We start from the raw sequence: 24980 nt of genomic DNA on the forward strand, positions 1-24980 counted from the left end.
GCAGCCCCTGCGTGCAGGGCATTGCAACCGCTGGCAGACGTAAGCCAGTTCTTAGGTGAAACCAAAACGACACCGCCCGAAATTGTCTGACGACGGTTTCGGGCGGTGCTTATTTGGGGGCTGCGTACTAAGGTCGATTGGCTAACGTCTTCCGGCGGTTACCGGCACGTCAGCCTCGTGTTGCTACGCGTGCAACGACGGCGTGCGCTGTTACCGGCCGTTGTTGTCGGCTTCCAGCTCTCCGCCGATGCGCAGCAGCAGGGTACTGAGCTGCGACAGGCCCAGCTTGCGTTCCTCTGGTGCCTGGGGCAGCACGTCGAGGATCTGCGCGCCGAGCATACCCAGGGAGCGGCCAATGGTAGGACCGTCGAGCTTTCCGCTGCTGAGCAAAGACTGCAGGTTACCGATTTCACGGGCAATGTTCTGGTACTCGGGCGTGCCGCTCTGCAAAAACTGCTGCTGCCAGGCTTCGGTGGTGTCCATGGCCTGGCTGAGGGGCACGGCGGTCAGGCCGCTTTGCAAGGCGTGGATGGTATCGGCGAGCAGGTCGGCGTTGGCGGTGTCGTTGGGCTTGGTCATGGGAAGAATAGCTCAGCTGGTGGACGGGGTAGGAGAGGCAAGAGCGGTCAGACGACCGATATCGGAGAGGATGGCGCAGGCGCGGTGGGCACTGGCTTCCTTGTCTTTGATTTCAAGCATGATGTCGGCTTCGACGCCGCGCAGGTCCTCCAGAAAAGCGCGAAACAGGTCCTCCTGCATGGTATTGACGTGCTTGCCGCGCCGCTCACCGGGCGCCTGCGAGCTGTAGTCAATCATCAAGGGCCCGTCGTCGGTGGGGTGCCAGGTGGCGGCGGCCAGCTGCACGGCCATGGGCATCGGCTCGCCGCTGTTCAGGCATTCGTGGTGGAAGTTGTCGAACAGCACCGGCACGCCCACCGCATCGTAGAGGCGCAGGCAGTCCTGCAGGGCGTACAACCGGTCGTCGTTTTCGACCACCAGGCGCCGCTTCACCGCGTCGGGCAGGGTTTTGTAAGTAGCAATCCAGCGCGCCAAGGCGCCTTCCCGGTCGCCGTAGAGGCCGCCGGCGTGAATTTGCAGCTTGGCCGTGCCGTCGAGGCCCATCAAATCGAGCATAGAGCCCTGGTACACCAGCTCGTCGATGCTGCGCTGCACGATGCCCGCATCGGGCGAGTTGAGCACCACGAACTGGTCGGGGTGAAACGACACACGCATGTCGTGGCGCTTAATGTAGTCGCCGATGGCCCGGAATTCCGCCGCGAAGCGCGTCTGCCAAGGGTAGGTGTTGATGGGGTGCGAGCCAAAGGGCACAATGCCCGAGCCGATGCGGAAAAAGCGCAGGTTGTGCTGCACGTTGTATTCCAGGATGCGCTGCAGGCAAGCCAGGTTGTTGGCCACGGCCTGCTCCACGCGCTCATCGGAGTAAGAGGCCAGCCGAAAGGTGCTGGTGGAAGTGCAGTCGAGCGACTCGTTGACGCAGGGATACCCAATTCTCATACCTGGGCTTACGCCGCTGGGCCGCGGCGGGTTAGGCTGCAGCGCGGCTGAGCCCAACAGCGGAACCTTACGGCCGAGGTGAAAGCGCCCCGGCAGGGGGCTGCACGGGCTGCACCGGCACGGCCGGCGGGGTGGCGGGCAGGTACCACGGCGCCGTGATGGGGCGCCGCAAGGAGTCGTCCACTTCGTAGCCGCGGTTGATGCGGAAGTAGCGGTTGTAAGCCCGGCGGCTGGCCCGCTCGGCTTCGATGCGCTTTTCCTCCTGGATGGCTTCCAACTTGCGCCGCTGCTCGCCTTCGCGCGAGAACTGGTCGTAGAGCAGGCTGATGGGGTTCTGCAAGCTAGGCGTCGGCGGCGCGGGCGCGGTAGAATCCACCGGGAACAGCGGCTTGGGCTTGGGGGCGCGTTTCACCGCGTTGGGCGGCGGGGCCTGCCGGCGCACGTTGCGCAAGGCCCGGCGGATGGTCTCGTCCTCCGGGCGGCCCTCCCGGATGGTCACGCCGGTGAGCTGCACGCTGGCCTGCTCCAGGCGGATCTGCACGATGAGCTGTGCGAGGCCGGTGTTGCCCAGCGGCAGGCGCGAGGGCTGAAAGCCCACCGCCCGAAACTCCAGCGTGTCGGTGGCCTTGACTTTGATATCAAAGTCGCCCTGCTCATCGGCTACCACGCCGCGGCCGGTGCTTAGGTTCAGCACCGACGCGCCGGGAATGGGCTTGCGGGTCAGCTTTTCGCTTACCGAACCCGTCACGCGTACCTGCCGCGTCTGGGCAGCGGCGGGACGAAGCAGCAGCAGGCTCAGCAGCAGCCCCAGCAGCAGGCCGGCGGCCGGCGCCGGCGGATTGATCAATCGAAAGAAGTAAGCACCCATGCAGTACGGCACAACACCAAAACGGCCCGCAAAGTAGGCAAGCCGCGTGGCAAGGAGCCAAAAAAAGCCCGCACCGTGGCACGGTGCGGGCTTTTTATCGACAAACGCCGGTTATTTAATGACGGTTTTGCCGCCTTCGGCCGGTTTTTCCTTCAGCGTCGCGTCGTCGGCGTCCACCTTGGCTTTGTTGCCCATGGCGTCTTTCACCTTCACGTCGCCGTCCGATTTCACCTTCAGCTTGCCGCCGTCGGCGTCCTTGGTCTTCATCTTCGAGGCGCTCATCGAGCTACCCGACGAGCTCATGTCCGACGACGTGCTGCCGTCGCTGCTCATCGAGCCGTCGGCGCTCATGTCCGAGCCGTCGGCCATGCCGCCGTCGGTGCTCATGTAGCGGTCCTCGATGTAGTCGGGGCGGCTCGACTCGTAGGCCGAATACTGGGCCGGGTCGGTGAAGATGCTCTTCATTTCCGTGTCCGTATCGGAGTACACGTCGCGCATGGCGGCGGCCATGCCGGTCGTGTCGGTGGTGTACTGGCTGTGCAGCTCACCGAGGCGCTTGGAGCGGTTGTAGTACGCGGTGCGCACTTTCTCGCGGGTCGCTTCGTCGAGCTTCATCTTGGTGGCCATGTCGCTGGCAATGCGGTCGGCGCGGCTGTTGTAGTCGGCGTCGGAGTAGCCGCCCATGGCCGCCGAGCCTGAGCCCGAAGCGTCGGTGGTCGTGGTCGTGGTTTCGGTTGTGGCCGTATCAGCCGTGTTGTCCTGCGAGCAGGATGCCAGCGTGCACGCGGCGGCGCACGAAAGCAGCATGAGGTATTTTTTCATGGGAGAAGTCGGTGTCTTGGGAGAAATCAGAAAAAGAACAGGACAAAACCCGGAGGAATTGTCCTGCTGCCTTATACGCCGACTTCGCCGGAGCGTTTCTTACTCAACCATAAATCAGCCGCGGCGCAGCTCGAACACGGTAATTTCGGGCAGGAAGCCCACCCGGCCGGGGTAGCCGATGAAGCCCAGGCCGGTGTTGACGTAAAGGTACTGCCGCCCGCGCTGGTAGAGGCCGGCCCACTGCTTGTAGGCGTACTGCACCGGACTCCACCTCATAAACGGCAGGTTGACACCGAACTGCATGCCGTGGGTGTGGCCCGAGAGCGTGAGGTCGATGTCGTCGTACTCGTGTACCTGCGCGTCCCAGTGCGAGGGGTCGTGCGAGAGCAGTACCTTGAAGGGGGCATCCGAGCCGGCGTGGGCCTTGGCCAGGTTGCCGTATTTCGGAAAGCGCAGGTTGGCGCCCCAGTTCTGCACGCCCAGCACCGCTATTTTCTCCCCGTTGCGCTCGATGTGGTGGTGCTCGTCCATCATCAGGCGCCAGCCGATTTTGGCGTGGTTCTGCTTCATGCGCTCCAGGTTGGCCTGCTTGGCCTCGCGGCTTTCCCAGGTCACGTAGTCGGCGTAGTCGTGGTTGCCGAGCACGGAGAAGATGGGCAGCTCCGACTGAATGCCGGCCAGCGTGTCGATGTGCTCCTCCACCTCGGTGGCGAGGTTGTTGACCAGGTCGCCGGTCATGAAGATCAGGTCGGCCCCCTGCTCGTTGATGAGCTTCACGGCCCGCTGCAGCGGCTCCTTCGACTGAAACGAGCCGGTGTGCAGGTCCGAAATCTGCAGCAGCTTAAAGCCGTCGAAGGCAGGCGGCAGGTTCGGGAAGCGCAACGTCACGCGCTTCACGGTGTAGTCGGTGGCACCTTTGGCCATGCCCCAGAGCAAGGACACAAAGGGCACGGCCCCGAACACCAGCGCCATCTTGCTCACAAACTCGCTGCGCGAAATGGACCGCCCGCCGGCGCTGCCCGCCGCCGGCGGCGACACCAGCTGGTAGGCCCAGCGGCTCAGGCGCACCGCGTCTTCGAGCAGCAGCGGAATGGCAATGATGATTTTGGCGGCGATGAAAGCCAGCAGCAGCCCGCCGAAGTAAGCGCGGTAGGTGGAGTGGCCCTGGTGGCGGTTGATCATGGCCCAGAAACCCAGCCCCCACACCAGCAGCGTGACAAACCAGTAACCAAACGTAACCCAGCGGCGGCCCGGCGAGCCGTCGGTGGTAAAGAGCGTGCGTACCGCCTGCGAGGCGTACCACTCAGCCAGCAGGATGCCGGCCAGAAACAACAGAGCGTATCGGGACATATCAGGGGAAACAAACCGCGCCGGGCGGTTTTGGTTGCGCCGGCGCGGTTAGTGCAAAGGACGAATGAGGCAGATTTTTACTTTACTTAGCCCCCCTAACAATTCCGGTGCCTTATGAATTCGTTTGACATCTTGGCGGAAGACCAGCCGCCGCGCGGCGCCTACCAGGCCCCGCAAAGCTTCAGCATCAAAAGCTGGGCCGAGGAAGACCGCCCCCGCGAAAAGCTGCTGCTGAAGGGCCGCGCCGCCCTTTCCGACGCCGAGCTGATGGCCATTTTGCTCGGCTCGGGCACCCAGAAGCTGTCGGCCGTCGACGTGGCCAAGCTCATCCTGGCCAGCACCGGCAACGACCTGAACGAACTGGCCAAGCTCTCGGTCAAGGAGCTGATGCGCCACAAAGGCATCGGCGAGGCCAAGGCCATTACCATCGTGGCAGCCCTGGAGCTGGGCCGCCGCCGCAAGGAAACCGCCGCCGCCGAGCGCGTCACCATCACCTGCTCCACCGACATCTACAACCTGGTCCGGCCCCAGCTGCAGGACTTGCCGCACGAGGAGTTCTGGGTGATACTGCTCAACCGGGCCAACGTGGTGATGCGCCAGGAGAAAATCAGCAGCGGGGGCGTAGCCGGCACCGTGGCCGATCCGAAGATGATTTTCAAGCAGGCGCTGGAAAAGCTGGCCAGCAGCATCATCCTGGTGCACAACCACCCCAGCGGCAACCGCCAGCCCTCCGCCGCCGACATCCTGCTCACCAAGAAGCTCAAGGAAGGCGGCCAGTTTCTGGACCTGCCCGTGCTCGACCACCTCATCTATACCGACCGCGGCTACTACAGCTTCGCCGACGAGGGAATTATGTAGGCGGTCCGTCTACCGGCGGCCCTCGTTGAGGTAGCGAACCTGCGTCAGCTCCTCGCTGGCCTCCCACAAGCGGCGCCCAATCTGGGGGTCCTGGGAAGACGCATCCGACCCGACTTCGGTCGGATAGCCGCGCATCTGCCGAAACCCATCCGGGCCGATGAATTCCCCGCCAGCCAGGCCTGTTGCCAGCGCGGCGTAAAGAGTAGGCAGCGCGCCTTGCCAGGCGGGTTGTAGGAAAAGGCTGCCCAGCGGCCGAATCAGAGCCGGGAAGTACTGGTCCAGGTTGGTTTTGGCCAACCCCGGGTGGGCGGCCACGAATAGGGTAGGGTGCCCCGCTGCGGCTAGGCGGCGCTGCAACTCGAAGGCAAACACCAGGCAGGCGCGCTTGCTCTGGCCGTAGGCCTTGCGCCGGCTGTAGCCTTTGCGGGCGTGGTGCAAGTCATCGAAATCAATTTCGGCCCATTTGAAGGACAGGCTGCTCAGCGTAACCACCCGGGAGCCGGGCGTGCCGGTGAGCAATGGCAGCAGCCAGCCGGTAAGGGCGAAGTGGCCCAGGTAGTTCGTGGCCAATTGGTTCTCGAAGCCGTCTTCGCTCAAGGCGAAGGGCGGCATCATGATGCCGGCGTTGTTGATGAGCAGATCCAGGCGGTCGTATCGGCTGCGGTAGTGTTCGGCAAACGCCTGGACGGACCGCAGGCTGCTCACGTCAAGCGGCATGGCCTCCACCAGGGCCGACGGACACGCCCCGGTGATGGCAGCCTGGGCTGCTTCGGCTTTCTTCAGGGTCCGGCAGGCCAGGATTACCCGCGCGCCTTTGCGGGCCAAGGCCAGGGCCGTTTCGTAGCCTATGCCACTGTTGGCCCCGGTCACCACGGCCGTTCTGCCGTGCTGGACGGGCACCTGTTCTACGCTCCAGGGTTGCTTCATGGGTGTGGGGGAAGGCTACAGCACGCTGAAAAGCTTGATGACTTCGGACTTCGCGGTGGGGCCGAACGCAACGGCGGCGGCCTCAAAATCCGGCTTGCCAAAAGGTTTGTAGTTGTTGCCGAAGCCGATGGGCTCTTTAAGAATACCCAAAAAGTTCTGGTCTAGTTTACCGTTGCCGTTCGCGTCCTGGTAAATGGCAATGGCGTACTTCCCGGGCGGCACCTCAAACGTCGTTTGTACCGAGTTGTCGGTGGCGGTCAACACCGCTCGCCGGTAGGGCGCCTGCAGCCAATCGGCCGCTGACTTGTAGATTTCCACGACCACCTTGCCGTTGTTTTTTTGTGCGTTCAGGATGTGCACCTGCAACAGGGCCGGCAGCCCCACCGGCTTTGAAGCGGACAAGCGCAAGGGCAGCAGCAGGAGCAGAAGCGGCAGGGCGTGGTAGCGTAGCATGGCGGGGTTGCGGTGGTAAAGTCCGGAAGCGGTGGCTGCAGCAGGCTTGCTATGGCCACCGCAAAGCTGAAGGGCGCCACGGCTTTGTCGTTATCAGAAACCGTGCACGTACTCGGACAAACCTTGCGTAACGGGGACGGCCCCCAGCGTGCGGGTGCCAAGTCCCCGACGCTGGGCTCCTAAGCTCCGCGCTACCGCCTGTTAGCTGAGCGCAACGGCGTCATTGGCGGTCAGGGCGTGGCGGTACTCGGTGGGTGTGAGGCGGGTTAGTTGTTTGAACAGGCGGCCAAAGTAGGATGGGTCAGAAAAATTGAGTTCAACGGCGACCTGGGCAATGTCTTTGGTCGAATCCTGCAAAAGCACCTTGCTGTGGTTAATCACCATTTCGTTGATGTGCTGCTTTGGCGGCTTGCGGCTGATGCTGGTCACGCACCGGTGCAGGTAATTTTCCGACACGGCCAGCGCATCGGCGTAAAACCGCACATCCCGCTTCTCAAGGAAATTGTCGTACAACAGCTCCTGAAAGCGGGTGTGGATTTCCGAAGGCCGGTCGGGCCTGGCCAACGTAGCCGGCGCTGCATCGGCCAGCTTCAGCACAATAGCCCTGAGCAACGTGCAGCGGATGGCGTCGGCGTGGCTACCGGACGCTTGGTGCCCGGCCAGCAGCTCGCAGCAGTGGCCCAGCCAGGTCATTTCCTGCTGTGAAACGGCGTGTTTCGGGTAAAAAGTAAGCCGGTGCAGCAGCTTGCTGTCCGTGAAAATGTGGGTTAGCAGGCTGCTGGCTATGTATATGTAATAGCCCTCCGTATCGGGGGCGATGGACTTAATGGCATTCAGGTGACCCTCGCGGATAAACAGCACATCGTTGGCCTGCAGGTCAACAACCTCGTTGTCTACCTGTTGCTGGCCGCCGCCGGCCACAAAAAGGAGCAAAAAGTTGTATTCAGCCCGAAAGAGGGGCGTCGGCGGCTGGATAAACGCGGGCGCCATGGACAAGGGAAATACCCGGATGCCGCCCGCCTGCTCGGCAAAGGGCTCCGCCCGGCCGCGCATGTACCGATCCACGAAGCCTTCGAAGCTCACCGGGGCATCGTTCTTGTAGTTCATGCTTTCGGAATAGGGGCTGGCCGGGCGTAAGGCCCGCGGCTGGTTTGCCTTTCAGGTCTTGTGCAAACCAGCAACCCCAGCCGAAGTTCAACCGGGGCGGAACAGCTGATTGCCCTCGTACGTGCGTCGGGGCAGCCGGAGCGGCGGGTGCTTTTCGTCGTGGCGTCGCTGTGCATCGGCCGCAACCCAGCAGGTGCCGGCGCTCAAAAGGCGGGCGTTGCGAACGGCAGAATGGTCGTGCGGGGCTCCGCAAGGCCGGATGCGCCATGAGCCCGACGCGATGGATCCGCCGCGCATGTTGGGCCGATAGCATGGGCCGCGCCGGTGGCTTCCTCACGCCCACGCGGCTCCGGGTTGAAGGAGCACGCCGGAGTAGATATGGCTGGGCCGGCCCCAAACCCCTGGCCCGTGAACTGTTCGTTGAGCCCGGGGCAGCCATCCATTAAGATGGGCGCCGCCCTACCTTTGCGGCATGGCTTCCCTTTCCGCCCCCAAAATCCTGCTCGGCCTCGGCCTGGCTTTCGTGCTTGGCTACGTTGCCCTCGACCTCGTGCTCAGCGACGACCAGTACCTGTACAAGCTCAAGCAGGAGCGGAAGCAGAAAAACGAGCAGTTCCGCAGCCACCGCGAGTCGCCGCTGCCCGAGGAGCTGCACGAGAACTTCGACAGCCTGCGCTATTACCCGGCCAACGCGGCCTGGCGCCTCACGGCCCACCTGGAGCGCCTGCCCGCCGGCGACACCATCAGCCTACCGCTCACCGAGGGCGGGGCCGACAAATACACGCGCTTCGGCCGGGCCCGCTTTACCTGGCAGGGCCACGAGCAGACGCTGACCCTGCTGCAGCGCGTGAGCAAAACCGACAAGACGCTGTTCGTGCCCTTCACCGACAAGACGAACGGTCGCGGCTCCTACGGCGGCGGCCGCTACCTCGACGTGGAAACGCCCGGCGAAAACGACCAGCAGGTGGTGCTCGACTTCAACCGCACCTACAACCCGTACTGCGCCTACGGCACCAATTTCTCCTGCCCCATGCCGCCCAAGGAAAACTGGCTTGCCATTGAGGTGCCGGTGGGGGAGAAGACCTACAAGGACTAGCCCAGCGTAGGCGGCCGCGGATGGAAGTCTGCGCTGCTCTGTTTAGACGGCGACCAACCGTATTACCTTTGCCTTTCGCCGCCGTCCGCGCCACCCCGCTCACCGGCCGCTGATAACCGACCATTATGAAGATTTCCCTCGACTGGCTCCGCACGCTCTTCCCCACCGATAAAACACCCGCTGAAATTTCGGCCCTGCTCACCAGCTCCGGGTTGGAAGTAGAAGGGCTGGAGGAGCTGGAAAGCATCCCCGGCGGCCTGCAGGGCGTGGTGCTGGGCACGGTGCTCACCCGCGAAAAGCACCCCGACGCCGACAAGCTCAGCCTGACCACCGTGGACGTGGGCGACGGCACGCCGCGCAGCATCGTGTGCGGCGCGCCCAACGTGGCCGCCGGCCAGCGCGTGGTGGTGGCCCTCGACGGGGCGGTGCTGCACCCGACGAGCGGGGAGCCGTTCAAGATCAAGAAGTCGAAAATCCGCGGGGCCGCCTCCGAGGGCATGATCTGCGCCGAGGATGAAATCGGCCTGGGCCAGTCGCACGCCGGCATTATGGTGCTCGATACCGACCTGCCCAATGGCACGCCGGCCGCCGAGTACTTCGGCCTGAGCTCGGACCACGTCATCGAAATCGGCCTGACGCCCAACCGCGCCGACGCGGCCTCGCACTTCGGCGTGGCCCGCGACCTGCGCGCCCTGCTGCGCCAGCCCGTGCAGCTACCCGACGTGAGCCAGTTTCACGCGCCTACCGAAATGCCGGCCGGTAACATCACGGTCGAGATTGAAGACACGGAGGGTTGCCCGCGCTACGCCGGCCTGCTGCTGGAAGGCGTGCAGGTGGGTCCCTCGCCGGAGTGGCTGCAGCGCCGCCTGCGCAGCATCGGCCTGGCGCCCATCAACAACGTGGTGGACGTGACCAACTACGTGCTGCACGAGCTGGGCCAGCCCCTGCACGCCTTCGACGCCGACCAGATCGGCGGGCAGGGCATCCGGGTGCGCCGCGCCGCGGCCGGGGAGCAGCTGACTACGCTCGACGGCACCGCGCGCACGCTTAAGGCCGAAGACCTCGTCATTGCCGACGCTACCGGCACGGCCCTGGCCCTGGCCGGCGTGTTCGGCGGCAAAACCTCGGGCGTGAGCGAGGGCAGCACACGCGTGTTCCTCGAAAGCGCCTACTTCGAGCCCGCCGTGGCCCGCAAAACGGCCCAGAACCACCAGCTCAAAACCGACGCCTCGTTTCGCTTCGAGCGCGGCACCGACCCGCACATGGTGCCGCTGGCCCTGAAGCGCGCCGCCCTGCTGCTGCAGGAAGTGGCCGGCGCCCGCGTGGCCGCCCCGGTGGTCGACGTCTACCCGAAGCACATCGAGCACACGGCGGTGCGCCTGCTGCTGCCGCGGGTGGAAAAGCTCATTGGCCACTACATCGCGCCGGACCGCATCCGCCAGATCCTGACGGACCTCGACATCCTCATCACCGAGGAAAACGAGGTGGAAGGCGGGCCGGAGTGGATGGTGTCGGTGCCGCCTTACCGCGTGGACGTGACCCGCGAGGCCGACGTGGTGGAGGAAATCCTGCGCATCTACGGCTTCGACCATGTGCCGCTGCGCCAGCACAACGCCGCCGACTTCCTGGCCCGCTTTCCCCAGCCCGACCCTGAGCTGCTGCGTCGCGACGTGTCGCAGCTGCTGAGCGGGCAGGGCTACTCGGAAATCGTGACCAACTCGCTTACCAACTCGCGCTACTTCGAAACCGCGGAGCAGCCCGACCAGGGCCTGGTGCGCGTGCTCAACTACAACTCGGCCGACCTGGACGTGATGCGCCCCTCGCTGCTGCACACCGGCCTGGAAATCATCCGCCACAACGTCAACCGCCGGCAGCGCGACCTGAAGCTCTACGAGTTCGGGCGCAGCTACCACCGCCAGGACGACGGCACCTACAAGGAGCGCCCCACGCTGGCCATCTACCTGACCGGCAACGTGCAGGCCGAAAGCTGGCAGCAGCCCGATCAGAAAACGGCCTACCACCACCTGGCCGGCGCCGTACTGCAGGTGCTGCGCAGCCTCGGCTTCGCCCAGCCCAGCGGCCAGCAGCCGGTGCAGCATCCCTACCTGAACGGCGGCCTGACGCTGCTGCTCAACAACCAGCCGGTGGTGCAGCTCGGCAGCGTGTCGCCGAAGGTGCTCAAGCAGATGGACGTGACGCAGCCGGTGTGGTACGCCGAGCTGGACTGGCAGTGGCTGCTGCGCAAGTACCGCGGCGCCCTCACGGTGCAGGAGCCGGCCAAGTTCCCGGAAGTGCGCCGCGACCTGTCGCTGGTGGTGGATCAGGCCGTTACCTTCGACCAGCTCCGCCAGATTGCCGGGAAGGCCGAGCGCAAGCTCCTGCGCGAGGTGAACGTGTTCGACGTGTACCAGGGCGAAAACCTCGGGGCCGGCAAAAAGTCGTACTCCCTGAGCTTTCTGCTGCAGGACCCCGAACGCACCCTCACCGACCAGGCCATTGATCAGGTGATGCAGAAGCTCATGACCCAGTTCGAGCAGCAGGCCGGCGCCGTCATCCGCAAATAGCAGCGGCTCACGGGCCGCGTGCGGCGGCTCGCCACCCCTGGTAACACCAAACCCCGCCGGCGCCGCGAAGCTCGGCGGGGTTTGTGCTTCCGCGCCGCGCATTTCGTTACTTTGCCCCACAATTTCCCTGATTATGGCCTCATCCCAGCAGCTGGCGCAGCTCGACCGATTGGAACGGCAGGTAACCACCTTAGTGGCTGCCTATCAGCAGGTGCGCGAGGAGCTGGCCGATGCCCACACCACCATCCAGCAGTTACAGGCGGATGTGCGTGACCGGGAGCGGCAGCTGCGGGAGCACCAGAACCAGGAAAATATTGTTAAACTTGCTAACACCATAGCCGCCGAACCGGCTACCGCAACCGAGCTGAAACAACGTCTCAACGAATACATCCGCGAACTAGATAAGTGCCTTGCCTATTTGAGGGAGTAGCCTAAACCACCACCGACCCACCCGACAAGCCCCGCACGACTGTGACCGAACTATCCATTAAAATCCGCATTGCCGACCGCGACTACCCCCTGCGGGTGTCGCCGCAGGAAGAGGAGCGCCTCCGCCTGGCGGGCCGGCTGCTCAACGAGCGGCTCAAGGAGTTTCGGGAGCAATACGGCATTCAGGACAAGCAGGACCTGCTGGCCATGATTGCGCTGACCACACTGGCCGACCGCATGAAGGCCGTGAAGGAAAAGGACGGTACCGACGCCGCGCTGACCGAACGCCTCGCCAGGCTCGACCAGCTGCTCTCGTCGGTGGTACTCGCCTAACCCATTTAGGTAACGCTTGGGACCCAGGGCAGCCGGCCCGGCCCACTATAACTGCCGTTGCGGCAGCCCATTCGACGCTGGCTATGGGGTTGTTTCACTCTCCCCAACCTCTCCATACCATGCCCGAAATAATATACATCGTGCTGGCCGCCGTTGTAGCCCTCGTCGTAGGGTTCTTCATCGGCCGGCAGATGGCCGGTAAAGCCCGGCAGGACCTCGAAGCGCAAGCCCAAGGCCGCGCCGCCGAACTCTTGCAGGAGGCCGAGGCCAAGGCCAACCGCCTCCGCGAAGAGCGGATTCAGCAGGCCAAAGACAAAGCCCGCCAGGTTCGTAACGAGTCTGAGCAGGAAATCCGTCGCCTCCGCCAGGAGGCCGACCAGGACCTGAGCCAGCGCCGTGAAGTAGTGGTGCAGCAGGAAGCCAGCGTCAAGCAGCTCACCCAGGCCACCCAGCGCCAGCTGGAGCAGGTGCAGCGCAAAGAGAAGGAACTCGACACGCTGCGCGAGAAGGTGTCCAATGACGCCCAGCGCCAGCAGGAGAAGTTCGAAGCCCAGGAAGAAAAGCGCCGCGCCGCCCACGAGCAGGCGCTGGAGCAGCTGCGCCAGGACCAGGAAGACGCCGATGCCCTGCGCCACCAGCTGCAGCAGCAGCTCGAGACCATTGCCGGCCTGACCGCCGCCGAAGCCCGCGAGCAGCTGGTGGAGTCGCTGAAGAACGAAGCCCAGATTCAGGCCTCGTCGTTCATCAAGGACACGGTGGCCCAGGCCCGCCTCACGGCCACCAAGGACGCCAAGAAGGTGGTGCTGGAAACCATTCAGCGCACCGCCGCCGAGCACGCCATCGAGAACTGCGTGTCGGTGTTCAACATCGAATCGGACGACGTGAAGGGCAAAATTATCGGCCGCGAGGGGCGCAACATCCGTGCCCTGGAAGCCGCTACCGGCGTCGAAATCATCGTCGACGACACGCCCGAGGCCATCATCATTTCGGGCTTCGACCCGGTGCGCCGTGAAATTGCCCGCCTCTCCCTGCACCTGCTGGTGAAGGACGGCCGCATTCACCCGGCCCGCATCGAGGAAATCGTGGCCAAGACCCGCAAGAACATCGAAGAGGAAATCGTCGAAATCGGTGAGCGGACCATTGTCGACCTCGGCATTCACGGCCTGCACCCCGAGCTGATTAAGATGGTGGGCCGCATGCGTTTCCGCTCGTCGTACGGGCAGAACCTGCTGCAGCACTCGCGCGAAGTGGCCAACCTCTGTGCCACCATGGCCGCCGAGTTGGGCCTGAATGTGAAGCACGCCAAGCGCGCCGGCCTGCTGCACGACATCGGCAAGGTGAGTGCCGAGGAGCCCGAACTGCCCCACGCCATCCTGGGCATGGAGCTGGCCAAGAAGTACAAGGAGCACCCGGACGTGGTCAACGCCATCGGCGCCCACCACGACGAGATGGAAATGACTGCCCTGATTTCGCCCATCATCCAGGCCTGCGACGCCATCAGCGGCTCGCGCCCCGGTGCCCGCCGCGAGATGATGGAAAGCTACATCAAGCGCCTCAAGCAGCTGGAGGAAACGGCCAACGCCTTCAAGGGCGTGAACCAGTGCTACGCCATCCAGGCCGGCCGCGAGCTGCGCGTCATCGTGGATGCTGACAACGTGACCGACGAACGGGCCCAGGAACTGTCCAGCGAGATTTCGCAGAAAATCGAGAAGGAAATGCAGTACCCCGGCCAGATCAAGGTGACGGTGATTCGCGAAATGCGCGCCGTAGCCTACGCCAAGTAAGCGCGGCGGCAATCCGCTACGAAAAGCAGTGGTTCGACCATCGGTCGGGTCACTGCTTTTCGCTTTCTGGGCCTGTCGGCAGCCGGGAAGGGGGCAGAAGATGCAACCGCGTTTCGAGTTACGGCCTCTGCTCTTTACCTGACCTATCTGCCCGGCTGCTATGCTCCTACGGTTACTGCGCCTTGCGCTAGTCCTCAGTGTCGTCATCTTAGGCAGCTGTACCATCTACACGCCGTTGCAGCCGCCCGCTCCGGACATTTGCGCGCAGGGGCAGTTGGAAGTGAGCCAAGGCATGCGGCTGAGTACACACGTCGAAGGTGCCGTTGCGTATTCGCCGCTGAAGCACCTGATGATACGCGCTGCCGGTGGTGGGACGCCGTTGCCGCCGGGCGGGCCAATGGTGCAGTTTGCCACGGGGCAGATGGAGGGTGGCCTGGGAACTTATTGGTCCTTGAAGCACCGTTGGCTAGCCGGTGGAGTTTTCGGTTCGGGCGGTGGGCAGAGCCGGTTAAAGTACCCAAACAGCGTGGCCGTGGAAGATTACCGGGCGCGGTTTCGGCGGCATTACGGCGAAGCCTACCTGCACTGGTACGCTTCGCCGTACGTGTCGCTGGGCACGATGTACCGCCTGAATCAGGTGCGCTATTCGGCTTTTACCAATGCAGGCGCTTCAACCCATATCCGCACTCTGGTGCGCAGCGAGCCGCTGGTATTCGTACGGGTAGGGGCCGATCAGCGGCATACGGAAATGGGTGCTCTGCAGGGGCAGCTCTCCTTGGGCTTATCCATGGCGCACGGTCCGCGTCCGCGCCGAACCGACGATATAACGGATCGGCCCTTGTACCAAGCCAAGCTTAGTACCCTGTACACGACCCTTAGCGTCATTGTGCGTCCGCATCTGTTGTGGAAGACGAAAAACCCTCCATCGAATGAACCCTGATAACGAAGGCATACCGCTCTGGTAGGCAGGTGGTTAACCGGGTGTTTTTGCAGTCATTCAGCCGCTTGGCAGAGCTACTCCGGCCCGCTCCGACAGCTGCCGGGGCAAGCTGGGCCGGTTTTCGTGGCTATTTACAGCCCAACACGCCCAGCACGGTGGCTGATTTTTCGTAGCCGGGCTCCACGGGCTGCCCGCCCAACAGGCGCTGAGCATCCTGCACCGGGGTGGCGTAAGCGGCCGATGCTGCCAGCGCCGCGCGTACCTGCCGGCGCCAGGTAAGGTAGGCGTCGGGCGCGTGGTCGATGTACCGGGCCCGGCTGTAGGCGTCGCTTTGCTGGTGGTACCAGGCGCAGGCCCGGTTGGCTACCTCCCGTAATAGATGTAGACCGTGCCGTAGGCGTTGGTGCTATCCTGCAGCTGCTGCAGCGTGCGTCGGGCCTGCCGGGCCGCCAATTCGGCCAGGTCGAAATAGATGCGTTGCTGCGCCAGCTCCGCCGTATCCTGGGTGAGGGTGGCGGATTGATCTTTCAGCCAAAGCGCGGCGAAGTACGCCTTTTCCAACTTTGGTCCCCGGTCGCGCCGCCTGCTGGGCACGTCGAGCACCGAGCTTAAGCTAACCCGGGTATCGGCCTGCAAGCCCGCCTTTTGCCGGAGCCGACGCAGCTGTTCCGACGGCATCGCCTGGTAATCAGTAAGCTGTACAGAATGACCCGGCTGCCAGGCTTTGCGGGTGGCCGATTCCAGGCTGAGCGTTTGGGACGTGGCCGCGTGGGAGGCAGCCAGTAACAGGAGTAAAAAGAAGTAGCGCATGGAGCAGGATAGGCTGGCACAACAAGCAGATAGATGCGCCAGGAGCGGCTATTTCACAAGCGGGCGGAAGGCAAAGCAGCATCCGGCCTCCGCATCGTGCACGAGCCCGCACCAAGCTACCAGCGCCAACCCAGCGACACCCGCCCCGAGGGGTACAGCCGCGAGGAAAAAGCCCACGGGTCGGAGGAGGGCGGATCGATGAACACCACGGGCGTGAAGCCTATGCCCCAGAAAAGCCCACCGGCGGGCAGTTGGTAGCGGTAGCCGATGCCGGGCACGAGGTAGCCGACTTTGTCGGTATTGGCGGCGGCGTAGTGCCGGATGCCGGGCGTCAGGCCCAGGCTGAACTCGGCGTGGTGGGTACCGCTACCCGTCAGCACGGCCACGCCCAGCGGTACCGTCAGCTCGTCGCCGGTGACGCCGAGGCCCAGGCTCAAACTGTACGCCGCGCGGGGCCGCTGCCAGAGGGTGCGCTCGTAGTTCAGGGAGTAAAATGGGCTTTTGCCGCCCAGCTCCAGGTATAGGGCGTGGCGGCGCGGAGCCTCCGTCGGGGGGAGGCCTTGCCCGCAGGCGGGGCCGGCCAGGCCGAGCCAAACCAGAAGCAGTTGACCACGCATAACGCTAAGGTGCACAAAAGCCGGTACCGGGGCGCACGCGGGCAAGCCATTTGGGGCACTGCCGGGCCCCCTCCGCTGGGTAGGCGGAGCCCTCCACCGCCGGTAGAAAGGCCGGCGGAAACGGAAGAAGATCCTGCCCAATCTGGGTAGCAGGCACGCGGAATTTCATCCCGCCTGCTACCAGCCGTTGCGGAGCCGCGCCGCGCTTAGCCGACGGGCCGCGCCGCAGCCGGGTCGACCAGCTGATAATGCCGCGCCAGCTCCGTAAAAGCCGCCACCTGCTGCCGTTGCCAGGCCGCGTCGCGGCCCAGCTCGGCCGCGAGCAGTGCCGCGACTACCGGCGCGCTGCGGATGGCCGCCGCCGCGTCCAGAAATAGCAGGCGCACGCGGCGGGCCAGCACGTCTTCCACCGTGCGGGCCATTTCGTGGCGGACCGCCCACACCACCTCCGCGTGGCTGAATTCCAGCCCGGGCACCAGGGGCTGGGCCAGCTCGGGCTGCTCCGCCACCAGCCGCAGCAGGGCCGGCTGGTCGCTGCCGTACCCGGCGAAGTGGCTGCGGCGGTCAGGCGTGGGCTGCGCGCCGTGGATGGGCAGCCGGGCCGTTTGGCTGGGGCGCTGCGGCAGGCCCGCCACGGCCGCGGCCCGGTCGACTGCATCCTGGCCCATGCGGCGGTAGGTGGTCCACTTACCGCCCATGACGGTGATAAGCCCGGCGGGCGACACGAGGATTTTGTGGCTGCGCGAAATTTCCTTGGTCTGTTCCGAGCCCTCCCGCGGAGCTGCGAGGGGGCGTAGCCCGGCGAACATGCTGCGCACGTCGCGGCGCTGCGGCGCACGGGCCAGGTAACGGCCCGCCGTGCGCAGGATAAACTCGATTTCGGCGTCGAGGGCTTGGGGCTCCGCTCGGGTTTCGTGCAAAGGCGTGTCGGTGGTGCCCAGCACCACGCGCCCGTGCCAGGGCACCGCAAACAGCACCCGGCCGTCCTCGGTTCGGGGAATCATCAGCGCATCGTCGCCGGGCAGAAACGAGCGGTCCAGCACTAGGTGCACGCCCTGGCTGGGCCGCACCAGTTGGGGGGCACCGGGCTGGTCCAGCTGCAGGATGTCGTCGACGAACACGCCGGTGGCGTTGACCACGGCCCGGCCGCGCACGTCGTATCGGCGGCCGGTTTCCGCATCCAGGGCCGTCACGCCGCTGATGCGGCCCTGCGCATCCTTCAGCAGCGCCTGCACGCCGCAGTGATTGAGCACGGTGCCGCCCTGCTCGATGGCGGTCTGCGCGAGGTTGACGGCCAGCCGCGCGTCGTCGAACTGCCCGTCGTGGTACAGTACGCCGCCGCGCAGGCCCGCCGGGCGCAGGTTGCCGAGCCGGCGCAGCGTGTCGGCCCGGTCCAGCGGCACCGAGGGGCCGAGGCTCAGGCGCCCGGCCAGCAGGTCGTACAGCTTCAGCCCGATGGTATAAAAGGGCGTGCTCCACCACGCATAGCTGGGGATGATGAAGCACTGGTCGTGCACGAGGTGCGGCGCATTTTGGAGCAGTAGGCCACGCTCGTACAGGGCCTCCCGCACCAGGGCCACGTCGCCCTGGGCCAAGTAGCGCACCCCGCCATGCACGAGTTTGGTGCTGCGGCTGGAAGTGCCCTTGGCGAAGTCCGTCCGCTCCAGCAGCAGCGTGCGGTAGCCCCGGCTCAGGGCATCCACGGCCACGCCGAGCCCGGTGGCGCCCCCGCCAATGACAATCAGGTCCCAATCGCGTCGGGCGGCGAGTTGCTGGAGCTGGGTTTCGCGGCGAAATAAGGGGCTGGTGTCGGGCTTGGGCACGTAAAAAGCAGGTGAGTGGGCAGGGCTAACTTCTGCTCAAACGCGTTCCGGCGCGATTGGATGACTGCCCTGGGTTCCAACCGCTAACGCCCCAGTGCCAGCCCGATGCGCAGGTTCATGTCGATGCGCAGGCTGATGGTGTTGTCCTGGGTGGTTTCGTCGGGAGTGAGCAGGAAGGGAATGCCCACGTTGAAATCGACGAAGCCGTAACGGCCCAGGCGGCGCTGCAGGCCATAATGCAGCGCGGCCACCGCCCGCACGGCCTTGCCCGCCTCCCCGTAGGTGAAGTAGGGCGACAGGGTGGAATAGCGCCCCAGGCCCGCCCCGACGCCGAGCGAGAGGTAATTTGCCGAGAAGTTGCTCGCGCTTTTGCCCTTGCGGATGCGCTGGTTGAGGTTGTAGTAATAGCGGCCAGCCACCTGCAGGCGCGCGGCCAGCTTGGTATGCGTTTCCTCGTCGGTGGGGCCGAGCCGGTAGCGGAACACATCCGGGCTGATTTCGCCCAGCACCGACCACGCCGTGGCCACCTTCCGCTCGTAGGCCAGGTGCACGCCGTAGCGCGACTCGTAGCCGCCGAGGCTGAAGTTGTTCAGCCCGAGCTTAAACAACTCCTGTTCCTCGATCTGCAGGCGCGCGAGCTTGCTGTAGGCGCCCTGCGGCTGGCCGTTCACGGGCGGGCCCAGCGGCTCGGGCATGGTTTCCTCGCCGTAGCTGAGGCGCGCCGTGTCGGCGGGCGCCGGCGCCGTGGGAGTTTGGGCGGCGGCGGCGGTGCTCAGCAGGCAGCCCAGCAGGCTTAGCCGGGCTGCGCGGCGCCCGGCGACCGTCCGAAGCACGAGGGTAAAGCGTGTAATCATAGCGCGGAAAGCTGGCAGGCGGAAACTAGCGTTGGATAAGCAGAGGAGGCGTTTGCAAGGTCAGGGGCGCGTACGACGTGACCACCCGAATCAGCGGCAGGCGGCCGGGGTTGTTCACGCGCAGCGTCTGCAGGCCGCCGGTTTTGCGCACGCCGCTGCTCAGGGCAGCGGGCACCGTGAGCGTACCGCGGTTGGTGCTCAGCACGTAGTTGAACAGCCCCGTCTGGGGTACCGTGACCTTCACCTCGGCGCGCTCGGCGGCCACGTCCATGCTGCGCAGCTCGGCGGTGGGCTCGATGGTCACGCTGCCGTAGCGGTTGCGTATGGCGTAGTTGCCGCCGGCCGCCAGCAGCCGCACCGCCGATTTGTCGGCGTCGCAACTCAGGGCCATGTTGGTATTGGTCCCGTTGATGTCGGCGAAGCGCACGGTGGCCTGCAGGCTGCCGCGCAAATCCTGCAGCGTCACCTGCCCGAAGTCCTGCTCCAGCTTCTGCCGCCCGGCCAGCCCCGTCAGCGTGGTGTGCCCGTAGGCGTTGACCACCTCCAGCGGGGTGTCGGCGGGCATCATCACCGTGAATTCGGCGCGCAGGTCGCTGCGGATAGCCGGCGCGCCGGCCGGCACCGAAAAGTAGTTGACCAGCTCGATGAGCGTGCCGGTTTTGGCCATCTGGTAGCGGGCCACGGGCAGGTCTTTTTCAGCCACTTCGCGCTCGGGGTGGCGGGCCACCAGGCGCAGCACCACGTGCACGGTGGGCTTGTCCCAGGCCTGCACCCGCAGCGTGGCCTTTTCGGCCCGGATGCGCACCAGCGAGCTGATGGGGCAGGGCAGCGTCTGCTCCACGGTGCGCGTGACCACCTGCACCTTCACCTGCGCCCGGGCCGGACCGCCGCCGAGCGTCAGCAGCAGCCCCAGCAGCCCGGCACAAAGCCGGGCGCCGGACATCCACTTCCACGCCTGGTTCATGAGATAAGCAGCTGAATCAGCTCGCGCGTGACGGTAGCTTTCATCGTGGTGACGCGCACCTGGTGCTGCTCCAGCTCCGGGGTTTTGCCGAAGCGGCGGGCGTCCTGCTGCAGGCGCAGCTCCTCGGCTTCCAGCTCCGAAAGCTGCGTGCGCAGCTCCTGAAACTCGGCCGACTGGCACACCGTCGGCAGCGAGGTGCAGTGCGCGTCGATAAAGGCCACGCCCTGGGTTTGGAGCGGGTCGAAGGCGCCACTGGCCGTGAAGCCGGGCTGGGCTGCGGCGGCCGGGGCGGGCAGTACTTCCTCGCTGTAGCTCACCGTTTCCTGGGCGGTCGGCACGGCGGCTACGGTCGGGGCGGGGCGGGCGGGGCGCTGCCACCACACCAACGTTACCACCAGCACCGCCGCGGCTGCGGCGGCGGCCAGCTGCCAGGTGCGGGCGGGCCAGAGCCGGTACACGGCGGCCGGAGGCGCCAGCGTCCGGGCCGGCTCGGTGGGCGCTTCGGCGGCGGCTCGCATCAGCGGCGAGGCCTCCGCTACGGCCAGCGGGGTGAGCGGCTCGGCATCCAGCCGCCCCACGATGACGGCCCACAGGTCGTCGTCGGGTTCGTGGGGAGGCAGCTGGGGCAGGGCCTGGGCCACGGCGGTTTCGGTGGCCAGCTGGGCGCTGATGCGAGTCCAGAGGGACTCGTCTGGTTCGTGGGGAGGCAGCTCGTGCAGAGCCCGCCGCAGGTTGTGCTGCCCGGGTTCTGCGGGCAGTTCGGGGAAGTGGCTCATGCGTATAGGTGGTGCAGTTTGACTTGGAGCAGCCGCTTGGCGTGGAACAGCTGCGATTTGCTGGTGCCCTCCGAAATGCCGAGCATCTCGGCTACTTCACGGTGCATGTAGCCCTCCACCTCGATCAGGCAGAAGACGGCGCGGTAGCCGGCGGGCAGCTCGCCGATGGCTTTTTCGAGGGCCTCGCCGGTAAGGTTGTCGTGCCAGGCCACCAGGGGCTCGGGGTGCCGGTCCTGATCATACACCTCCATACGCTGCTCGCGGCGCAGCACCCGCAGGGCGCTGCGCACCACAATGGTGCGAATCCAGGCCCCGAGCGTGGACTCCTGCCGGAAGCTTTCCAGCTGCCGGAATACATCCACGAAGGCTTCCTGCAGCGCGTCCTGCGCCAGCTCCCGGTCGCCCAGAATCCGCAGGGCCGAGGAGAACATCGACGACTTGTAGCGCTGGTACAGGCGATACTGGGAGGCGCGGTCCTGCGCCCGGCAGCCGGCCAGCAGCAGTTGTTCTTCGGAGGGCGCGTCGGAGGCAGGCAACGGTATCACGGGAGTAGCTTTGGCGGAAAGTGCCGCCGCCGTCCGCAAAGGTTGGCTGGGATTTGGAAAAAATAATGCGCCACCGGGGGCCGGTTGGGCGTGGGCCGTTAGCCCGCAGTAGCCCGGGCTTTGCGGCGTCCGGGGCAAGGTGTCCAGTCCAGGCTTGTTACCCGCAGCGAGGTGGAGCGCTTATCCGCACTCCGCGACAAATTTCGCTTACAGCCAGCATCCGGTACCGGGCCGCGCCTAGCCTTTGGGCGGCTTCAGGCGGCTCCACAAGTTGTTCAGGGCCTCGGCCCAGGTGGGGTGGGCCAGCACCATGTCCCGCAGCTGCGGGTATTTCAGCCGGCCGGCCATGGCAATCTGCAGCATGGCCATCAGCTCGCCACCCTGCTCACTCAGCACGGCCGCGCCCAGCAGGCGGTCGTCGGCGCCCACCAGCACCTTGATGAAGCCGGCGGGCGCATTGGTTTCGCGGGCCCGCCCGATGTGGTACACCGGCAGCTGCCCCACGCGGTAGGGCACGCCGCCCGCCTGGGCCTCGCGCTCGGAAAGGCCCACGCGCCCAAGCTGCGGCTCGGTAAACACCACGTAGGGCGTGGGCCGCTGCGCGGTGGTGCGCCGCCGGCCGTGCAGCAGCTGGTCGCGCACGATGCGGTAGTCGTCGTAGCTGATGTGGGTGAACTGCGGGCCGCCCTTCACGTCGCCGAGCGCGTACACGCCGCGCACGCCGGTGCGCAGCTGCTCATCGGCCCGGATATAGCCGCGCTCGTCCGTTTCGATACCGGCGGCGGCGAGGTTGAGTGAGTCGGTATTGGGGCGGCGGCCGGTGGCCACCAGCAAGTGCGAGCCGCGCAGCCGCCGCTCGCCCCGGCGGGTATCCACCGTGAGCGTGAGCTGCTCGTCGGCCCCGCGCGACACGCGCCGGGCGCGGGCCCCTAGTACAAACTCGATGCCTTCGTCGGCGAGGACCTGCTGCAGCGCCTGTTGCACATCCGGGTCTTCGCGGCTCATCACGTGGGCCTCGGCCTCCACGATGGTCACGCGGCTGCCGAAGCGCCGGTACATCTGCCCAAACTCCAGCCCGAGGTAGCTGCCGCCCAGAATGATCAGGTGCTCGGGCAGCTCCGGCAAATCCAGCAGCGTTTCGTTGGTCAGTGCGCCCACGTCCCGAATGCCCTCGATATCGGGCCAGGCGGGGCTCGTGCCAGTGTTCAAGAAGATAAGCGGGGCCGTGAGGCGCTCCGCCGCAATGCGCTGCTTGGGCGTGAACAGCAGGGTGCGCGGCCCGGTGAAGGCCGCGTGGCCGTGCAGCACCGTAATGCCGGGGTGCTCTTGGGTGAGGTTCTGGCGGATAGCTTCGCGGTGGCGCTGCACCAGCGCGTCCTTGCGGGCCAGCACGGCGGGCATGTCCACCACCGGCGCGGGCACCTGCAGGCCCAGTTCCCCGGCCGTGCGGATGGCGTGGGCGCGGTGGGCGGCCGTGAGCAGGGTTTTGGTGGGCGAGCAGCCGTAGTTGATGCAGGAGCCGCCGAGGTAGTGCTGCTCGACGAGGGCCACGCGGCGACCGGCGTCGGCCAGGGCGTACGCCAGCGGATTGCCGGCCTGGCCCGAGCCGATGATGATAGCGTCAAAACGCTTCGAATCAGTCATATTGGGGTGTGGTTGAGCCGGGGTGCCCCGGCGGGGCGTGTGCGGCCCCCGGCCCTCCATACAACGAAACGCCGCTTTGGGCGTTGCTTACCCATCCCAACCGCTGTTGTCATGGCCCTCCGACCCCTGTTGCCCCTGGGCATTTTGCCGCTGCTCAGCAGCTGCGCCTCCATTTACTTTCCGCCGCCCGCCGCCGCGCCTATGCTCACCCAGAAGGGCGAATTCAGCGGTGGCCTGCACACCAACTGGAAGGCCAACGTGTCGGCCCAGGGCGCTTACGCGGTGGGGGAGCACGTCGGGCTGATCGGTACGGCCTCCTTTCTGCACACCAACGGCAAGCGCAACATCTTTGATCAGGACTTCGGCGAGCTGGGCATCGGCTACCACACCCGCTTCGGGGCCGACGAAAGCCGCATCCTGGAAGTGTACGCCGGGGCCGGTTACGGCAATGGCAAGCGCACCGAGCGGACTCGCTCGGGGGAAGTCACCAAGACCGTGTCGGCCAGCATGGAGAAGTACTTCGCGCAGGTGAACTACACCAAGAAGGACCGCGACGCCTTCGCGTTCCTGGGCCGCACCTGGGAATTTCGTTACGGCGCCGCCATGCGCCTGAGCTACCTGAACACCCCCGAGCTGACGGTCAACGGCGTGCGCGTACCCGGCGAGGACAACATCTTTTTCGAGCCCGTGACCTACACCCGCATCGGCCTCATCGGGCCGCTGAAGTTTCAGAGCATGAGCGGGTGGAACTTCGGCCTGAAAAACCGCAAGTACCTGACAGCCGGCAACTCCGTCTTCAGCCTGGGCATCATCATCAACGTGGGCGGCGACGGGCGCGGGGAGTAGGCCGCGGAAGCCGACTTGTGGTACTGGCAGGTCTGATAGGCTTGGCCCAGAGCGCAAAAGCCTTACCTGCAAAGTCAGGGGCTGCTCTGCCGACAGCCCGCAACCAGGGTTGATGGTGTGCTTCGAGCATGGGCGGCCGCGGCTTTAGAAAAATTGGAAAAGTCAGATACCAGCACCAATTGGGTTAACTGAATGTGGCAAAATGAAGTCCTTTTAGCGGTAGTCACCCCACCTAACCGATGCCTCATATCCGCTACTGCCTTACTGCCGCGGCCCTAACTGGCTGCACGGTGTACGCCCCCGTGCAGCCGGCATTGCCGGTTATCAACGGGGCCGGGCAAACCGAATTGCGGGCTAGTGCTCAGTTTACGGGCCGCCTCGAAGGCAACGCGGCTTATTCCCCCGTCAACCATGTGCTGCTCCTGGCTAGCGGGGATTGGCGTCCGCAGTACCCGATTGCCGGGGCTCGTCTGCACCGCAACCGCCAAATCGGGTTGGGGCTGGGCACTTACTGGAGCTTACGGCCCGGCTGGACGGTGCAGGCCAGTGCGGGGGACGCCTGGGCGAAAGGAGCCCGCACCGTCGAACGATTGGGAATATTCTATGGCGGGTACCAGTATGAGTACTTCGCGCGCTACCGCAAGCCTTACGCACAATTGGGCGTCGTGTACCAGGCAACGCGTGCAGCCGCCGGGATGGGCTACCGCTACGCCCAGGTGCGGTTTACTTCGCTGACGGCTACCGATCCGAACCAGCAGGCCGCTTACCGCTTACCGGCTAGCCAGCAAGAGCGACACGAGCCCGGTGGCTTCGTGCGGGTGCGGCTGGGGCCGCCACAAGCCCCCGAACGCTGGGACGCTGAAGTAAGCGCGGCGCTTTCCCTCAGCCGGCGGCGTTCGGCCGTAGCTCAGGAAACGGCACCCACCGAGCAGGAATTGGTCGGGTTCAACCGTGGGGCGGCGGTCCTGCTAGGGCTAGGAATTACGTATCGGCCCCGGTAACGGCGCAGCCGGGGACCAAATGAAAAAGCCCCGATCTGCTACAGACCGGGGCTT

25 protein-coding genes are annotated in these 24980 nt (G+C 65.4%); 9 read left to right on the top strand and 16 right to left on the bottom strand.

Going from position 1 to position 24980, the window contains the following annotated elements; all coding sequences use genetic code 11:
- Positions 1 to 210 precede the first annotated feature (210 nt).
- The 5 genes from ACYVKQ_RS12430 to ACYVKQ_RS12450 form a co-directional block, all read right to left on the bottom strand.
- Entirely contained in the window at positions 211 to 579 is a 369-nt protein-coding gene (locus ACYVKQ_RS12430) for a hypothetical protein (protein ID WP_460675660.1), read from the bottom strand.
- Between the two features lie 12 nt (positions 580 to 591).
- Positions 592 to 1515 carry a UV DNA damage repair endonuclease UvsE gene (gene uvsE, locus ACYVKQ_RS12435; protein ID WP_460675661.1) on the bottom strand — a complete coding sequence of 308 codons (924 nt, stop codon included), beginning with the start codon at positions 1513 to 1515 and terminating at the stop codon, positions 592 to 594.
- Between the two features lie 67 nt (positions 1516 to 1582).
- Positions 1583 to 2362: a carboxypeptidase-like regulatory domain-containing protein gene (locus ACYVKQ_RS12440; protein WP_460675662.1), complete on the bottom strand. Its 780-nt coding sequence runs from the start codon at positions 2360 to 2362 to the stop codon at positions 1583 to 1585.
- Positions 2363 to 2494: 132 nt separating this feature from the next.
- Entirely contained in the window at positions 2495 to 3205 is a 711-nt protein-coding gene (locus ACYVKQ_RS12445; protein ID WP_460675663.1) for a hypothetical protein, read from the bottom strand.
- Positions 3206 to 3319: 114 nt separating this feature from the next.
- Complete coding sequence (locus ACYVKQ_RS12450) at positions 3320 to 4555, bottom strand: metallophosphoesterase (protein ID WP_460675664.1); 1236 nt, start codon at positions 4553 to 4555, stop codon at positions 3320 to 3322.
- A gap of 114 nt (positions 4556 to 4669) precedes the next feature.
- Between ACYVKQ_RS12450 and radC the strand changes: the two genes are divergently transcribed.
- Entirely contained in the window at positions 4670 to 5413 is a 744-nt protein-coding gene (gene radC / locus ACYVKQ_RS12455) for a RadC family protein (RefSeq protein ID WP_460675665.1), read from the top strand.
- A 9-nt stretch (positions 5414 to 5422) separates the two neighbouring features.
- Here radC and ACYVKQ_RS12460 read toward each other — a convergent pair whose 3' ends face one another.
- From ACYVKQ_RS12460 to ACYVKQ_RS12470, 3 genes are all read right to left on the bottom strand, one after another.
- Positions 5423 to 6340, bottom strand: a complete 918-nt coding sequence (locus tag ACYVKQ_RS12460; RefSeq protein WP_460675666.1) for an oxidoreductase — start codon at positions 6338 to 6340, stop codon at positions 5423 to 5425.
- A gap of 15 nt (positions 6341 to 6355) precedes the next feature.
- Positions 6356 to 6793 carry a DUF2141 domain-containing protein gene (locus ACYVKQ_RS12465; RefSeq protein ID WP_460675667.1) on the bottom strand — a complete coding sequence of 146 codons (438 nt, stop codon included), beginning with the start codon at positions 6791 to 6793 and terminating at the stop codon, positions 6356 to 6358.
- Between the two features lie 201 nt (positions 6794 to 6994).
- The gene (locus tag ACYVKQ_RS12470) at positions 6995 to 7900 is read right to left on the bottom strand and encodes an AraC family transcriptional regulator (protein WP_460675668.1); all 906 of its coding nucleotides are present in this window, start codon (positions 7898 to 7900) and stop codon (positions 6995 to 6997) included.
- A gap of 472 nt (positions 7901 to 8372) precedes the next feature.
- Here ACYVKQ_RS12470 and ACYVKQ_RS12475 point away from each other — a divergent pair, with 472 nt between their 5' ends.
- From ACYVKQ_RS12475 to ACYVKQ_RS12500, 6 genes are all read left to right on the top strand, one after another.
- Positions 8373 to 8996 (top strand): DUF1684 domain-containing protein, encoded by a 624-nt coding sequence (locus ACYVKQ_RS12475; protein ID WP_460675669.1) that lies wholly within the window; start codon positions 8373 to 8375, stop codon positions 8994 to 8996.
- Positions 8997 to 9121: 125 nt separating this feature from the next.
- Positions 9122 to 11560, top strand: a complete 2439-nt coding sequence (gene pheT / locus ACYVKQ_RS12480; protein ID WP_460675670.1) for a phenylalanine--tRNA ligase subunit beta — start codon at positions 9122 to 9124, stop codon at positions 11558 to 11560.
- Positions 11561 to 11693: 133 nt separating this feature from the next.
- On the top strand, positions 11694 to 11990 hold the full coding sequence (locus ACYVKQ_RS12485) for a hypothetical protein (RefSeq protein WP_460675671.1): 297 nt from the start codon (positions 11694 to 11696) through the stop codon (positions 11988 to 11990).
- Between the two features lie 41 nt (positions 11991 to 12031).
- On the top strand, positions 12032 to 12322 hold the full coding sequence (locus ACYVKQ_RS12490; protein WP_460675672.1) for a cell division protein ZapA: 291 nt from the start codon (positions 12032 to 12034) through the stop codon (positions 12320 to 12322).
- Between the two features lie 119 nt (positions 12323 to 12441).
- Entirely contained in the window at positions 12442 to 14106 is a 1665-nt protein-coding gene (gene rny, locus ACYVKQ_RS12495) for a ribonuclease Y (protein ID WP_460675673.1), read from the top strand.
- 160 nt (positions 14107 to 14266) lie between these two features.
- Positions 14267 to 15046: a hypothetical protein gene (locus ACYVKQ_RS12500; protein WP_460675674.1), complete on the top strand. Its 780-nt coding sequence runs from the start codon at positions 14267 to 14269 to the stop codon at positions 15044 to 15046.
- Positions 15047 to 15409: 363 nt separating this feature from the next.
- Here ACYVKQ_RS12500 and ACYVKQ_RS12505 read toward each other — a convergent pair whose 3' ends face one another.
- From ACYVKQ_RS12505 to ACYVKQ_RS12540, 8 genes are all read right to left on the bottom strand, one after another.
- Positions 15410 to 15856 (bottom strand): hypothetical protein, encoded by a 447-nt coding sequence (locus ACYVKQ_RS12505; RefSeq protein WP_460675675.1) that lies wholly within the window; start codon positions 15854 to 15856, stop codon positions 15410 to 15412.
- 116 nt (positions 15857 to 15972) lie between these two features.
- On the bottom strand, positions 15973 to 16473 hold the full coding sequence (locus ACYVKQ_RS12510) for a hypothetical protein (RefSeq protein ID WP_460675676.1): 501 nt from the start codon (positions 16471 to 16473) through the stop codon (positions 15973 to 15975).
- Positions 16474 to 16679: 206 nt separating this feature from the next.
- Positions 16680 to 18296: a glycerol-3-phosphate dehydrogenase/oxidase gene (locus tag ACYVKQ_RS12515; protein WP_460675677.1), complete on the bottom strand. Its 1617-nt coding sequence runs from the start codon at positions 18294 to 18296 to the stop codon at positions 16680 to 16682.
- An 83-nt stretch (positions 18297 to 18379) separates the two neighbouring features.
- Positions 18380 to 19150 carry a hypothetical protein gene (locus ACYVKQ_RS12520; protein WP_460675678.1) on the bottom strand — a complete coding sequence of 257 codons (771 nt, stop codon included), beginning with the start codon at positions 19148 to 19150 and terminating at the stop codon, positions 18380 to 18382.
- A gap of 25 nt (positions 19151 to 19175) precedes the next feature.
- Positions 19176 to 20114, bottom strand: a complete 939-nt coding sequence (locus tag ACYVKQ_RS12525; protein ID WP_460675679.1) for a hypothetical protein — start codon at positions 20112 to 20114, stop codon at positions 19176 to 19178.
- Positions 20111 to 20890: a hypothetical protein gene (locus tag ACYVKQ_RS12530; protein ID WP_460675680.1), complete on the bottom strand. Its 780-nt coding sequence runs from the start codon at positions 20888 to 20890 to the stop codon at positions 20111 to 20113. The genes ACYVKQ_RS12525 and ACYVKQ_RS12530 overlap by 4 nt, the downstream gene beginning before the upstream one ends.
- Positions 20887 to 21435, bottom strand: coding sequence for an RNA polymerase sigma factor (locus tag ACYVKQ_RS12535; RefSeq protein ID WP_460675681.1), 549 nt, complete (start codon positions 21433 to 21435; stop codon positions 20887 to 20889). The genes ACYVKQ_RS12530 and ACYVKQ_RS12535 overlap by 4 nt, the downstream gene beginning before the upstream one ends.
- A gap of 237 nt (positions 21436 to 21672) precedes the next feature.
- Positions 21673 to 23079 (bottom strand): mercuric reductase, encoded by a 1407-nt coding sequence (locus tag ACYVKQ_RS12540; RefSeq protein ID WP_460675682.1) that lies wholly within the window; start codon positions 23077 to 23079, stop codon positions 21673 to 21675.
- A 111-nt stretch (positions 23080 to 23190) separates the two neighbouring features.
- On the opposite strand from ACYVKQ_RS12540, the gene ACYVKQ_RS12545 reads away from it, so the two are divergent.
- Together ACYVKQ_RS12545 and ACYVKQ_RS12550 are read left to right on the top strand one after the other, a co-directional pair.
- A complete protein-coding gene (locus ACYVKQ_RS12545) occupies positions 23191 to 23925 on the top strand; it encodes a hypothetical protein (RefSeq protein ID WP_460675683.1) in 735 nt (244 codons plus the stop codon).
- Between the two features lie 239 nt (positions 23926 to 24164).
- Positions 24165 to 24926 (top strand): hypothetical protein, encoded by a 762-nt coding sequence (locus ACYVKQ_RS12550; RefSeq protein ID WP_460675684.1) that lies wholly within the window; start codon positions 24165 to 24167, stop codon positions 24924 to 24926.
- The last annotated feature ends 54 nt before the right edge of the window (positions 24927 to 24980 follow it).

The organism is Hymenobacter coalescens (assembly GCF_054783195.1).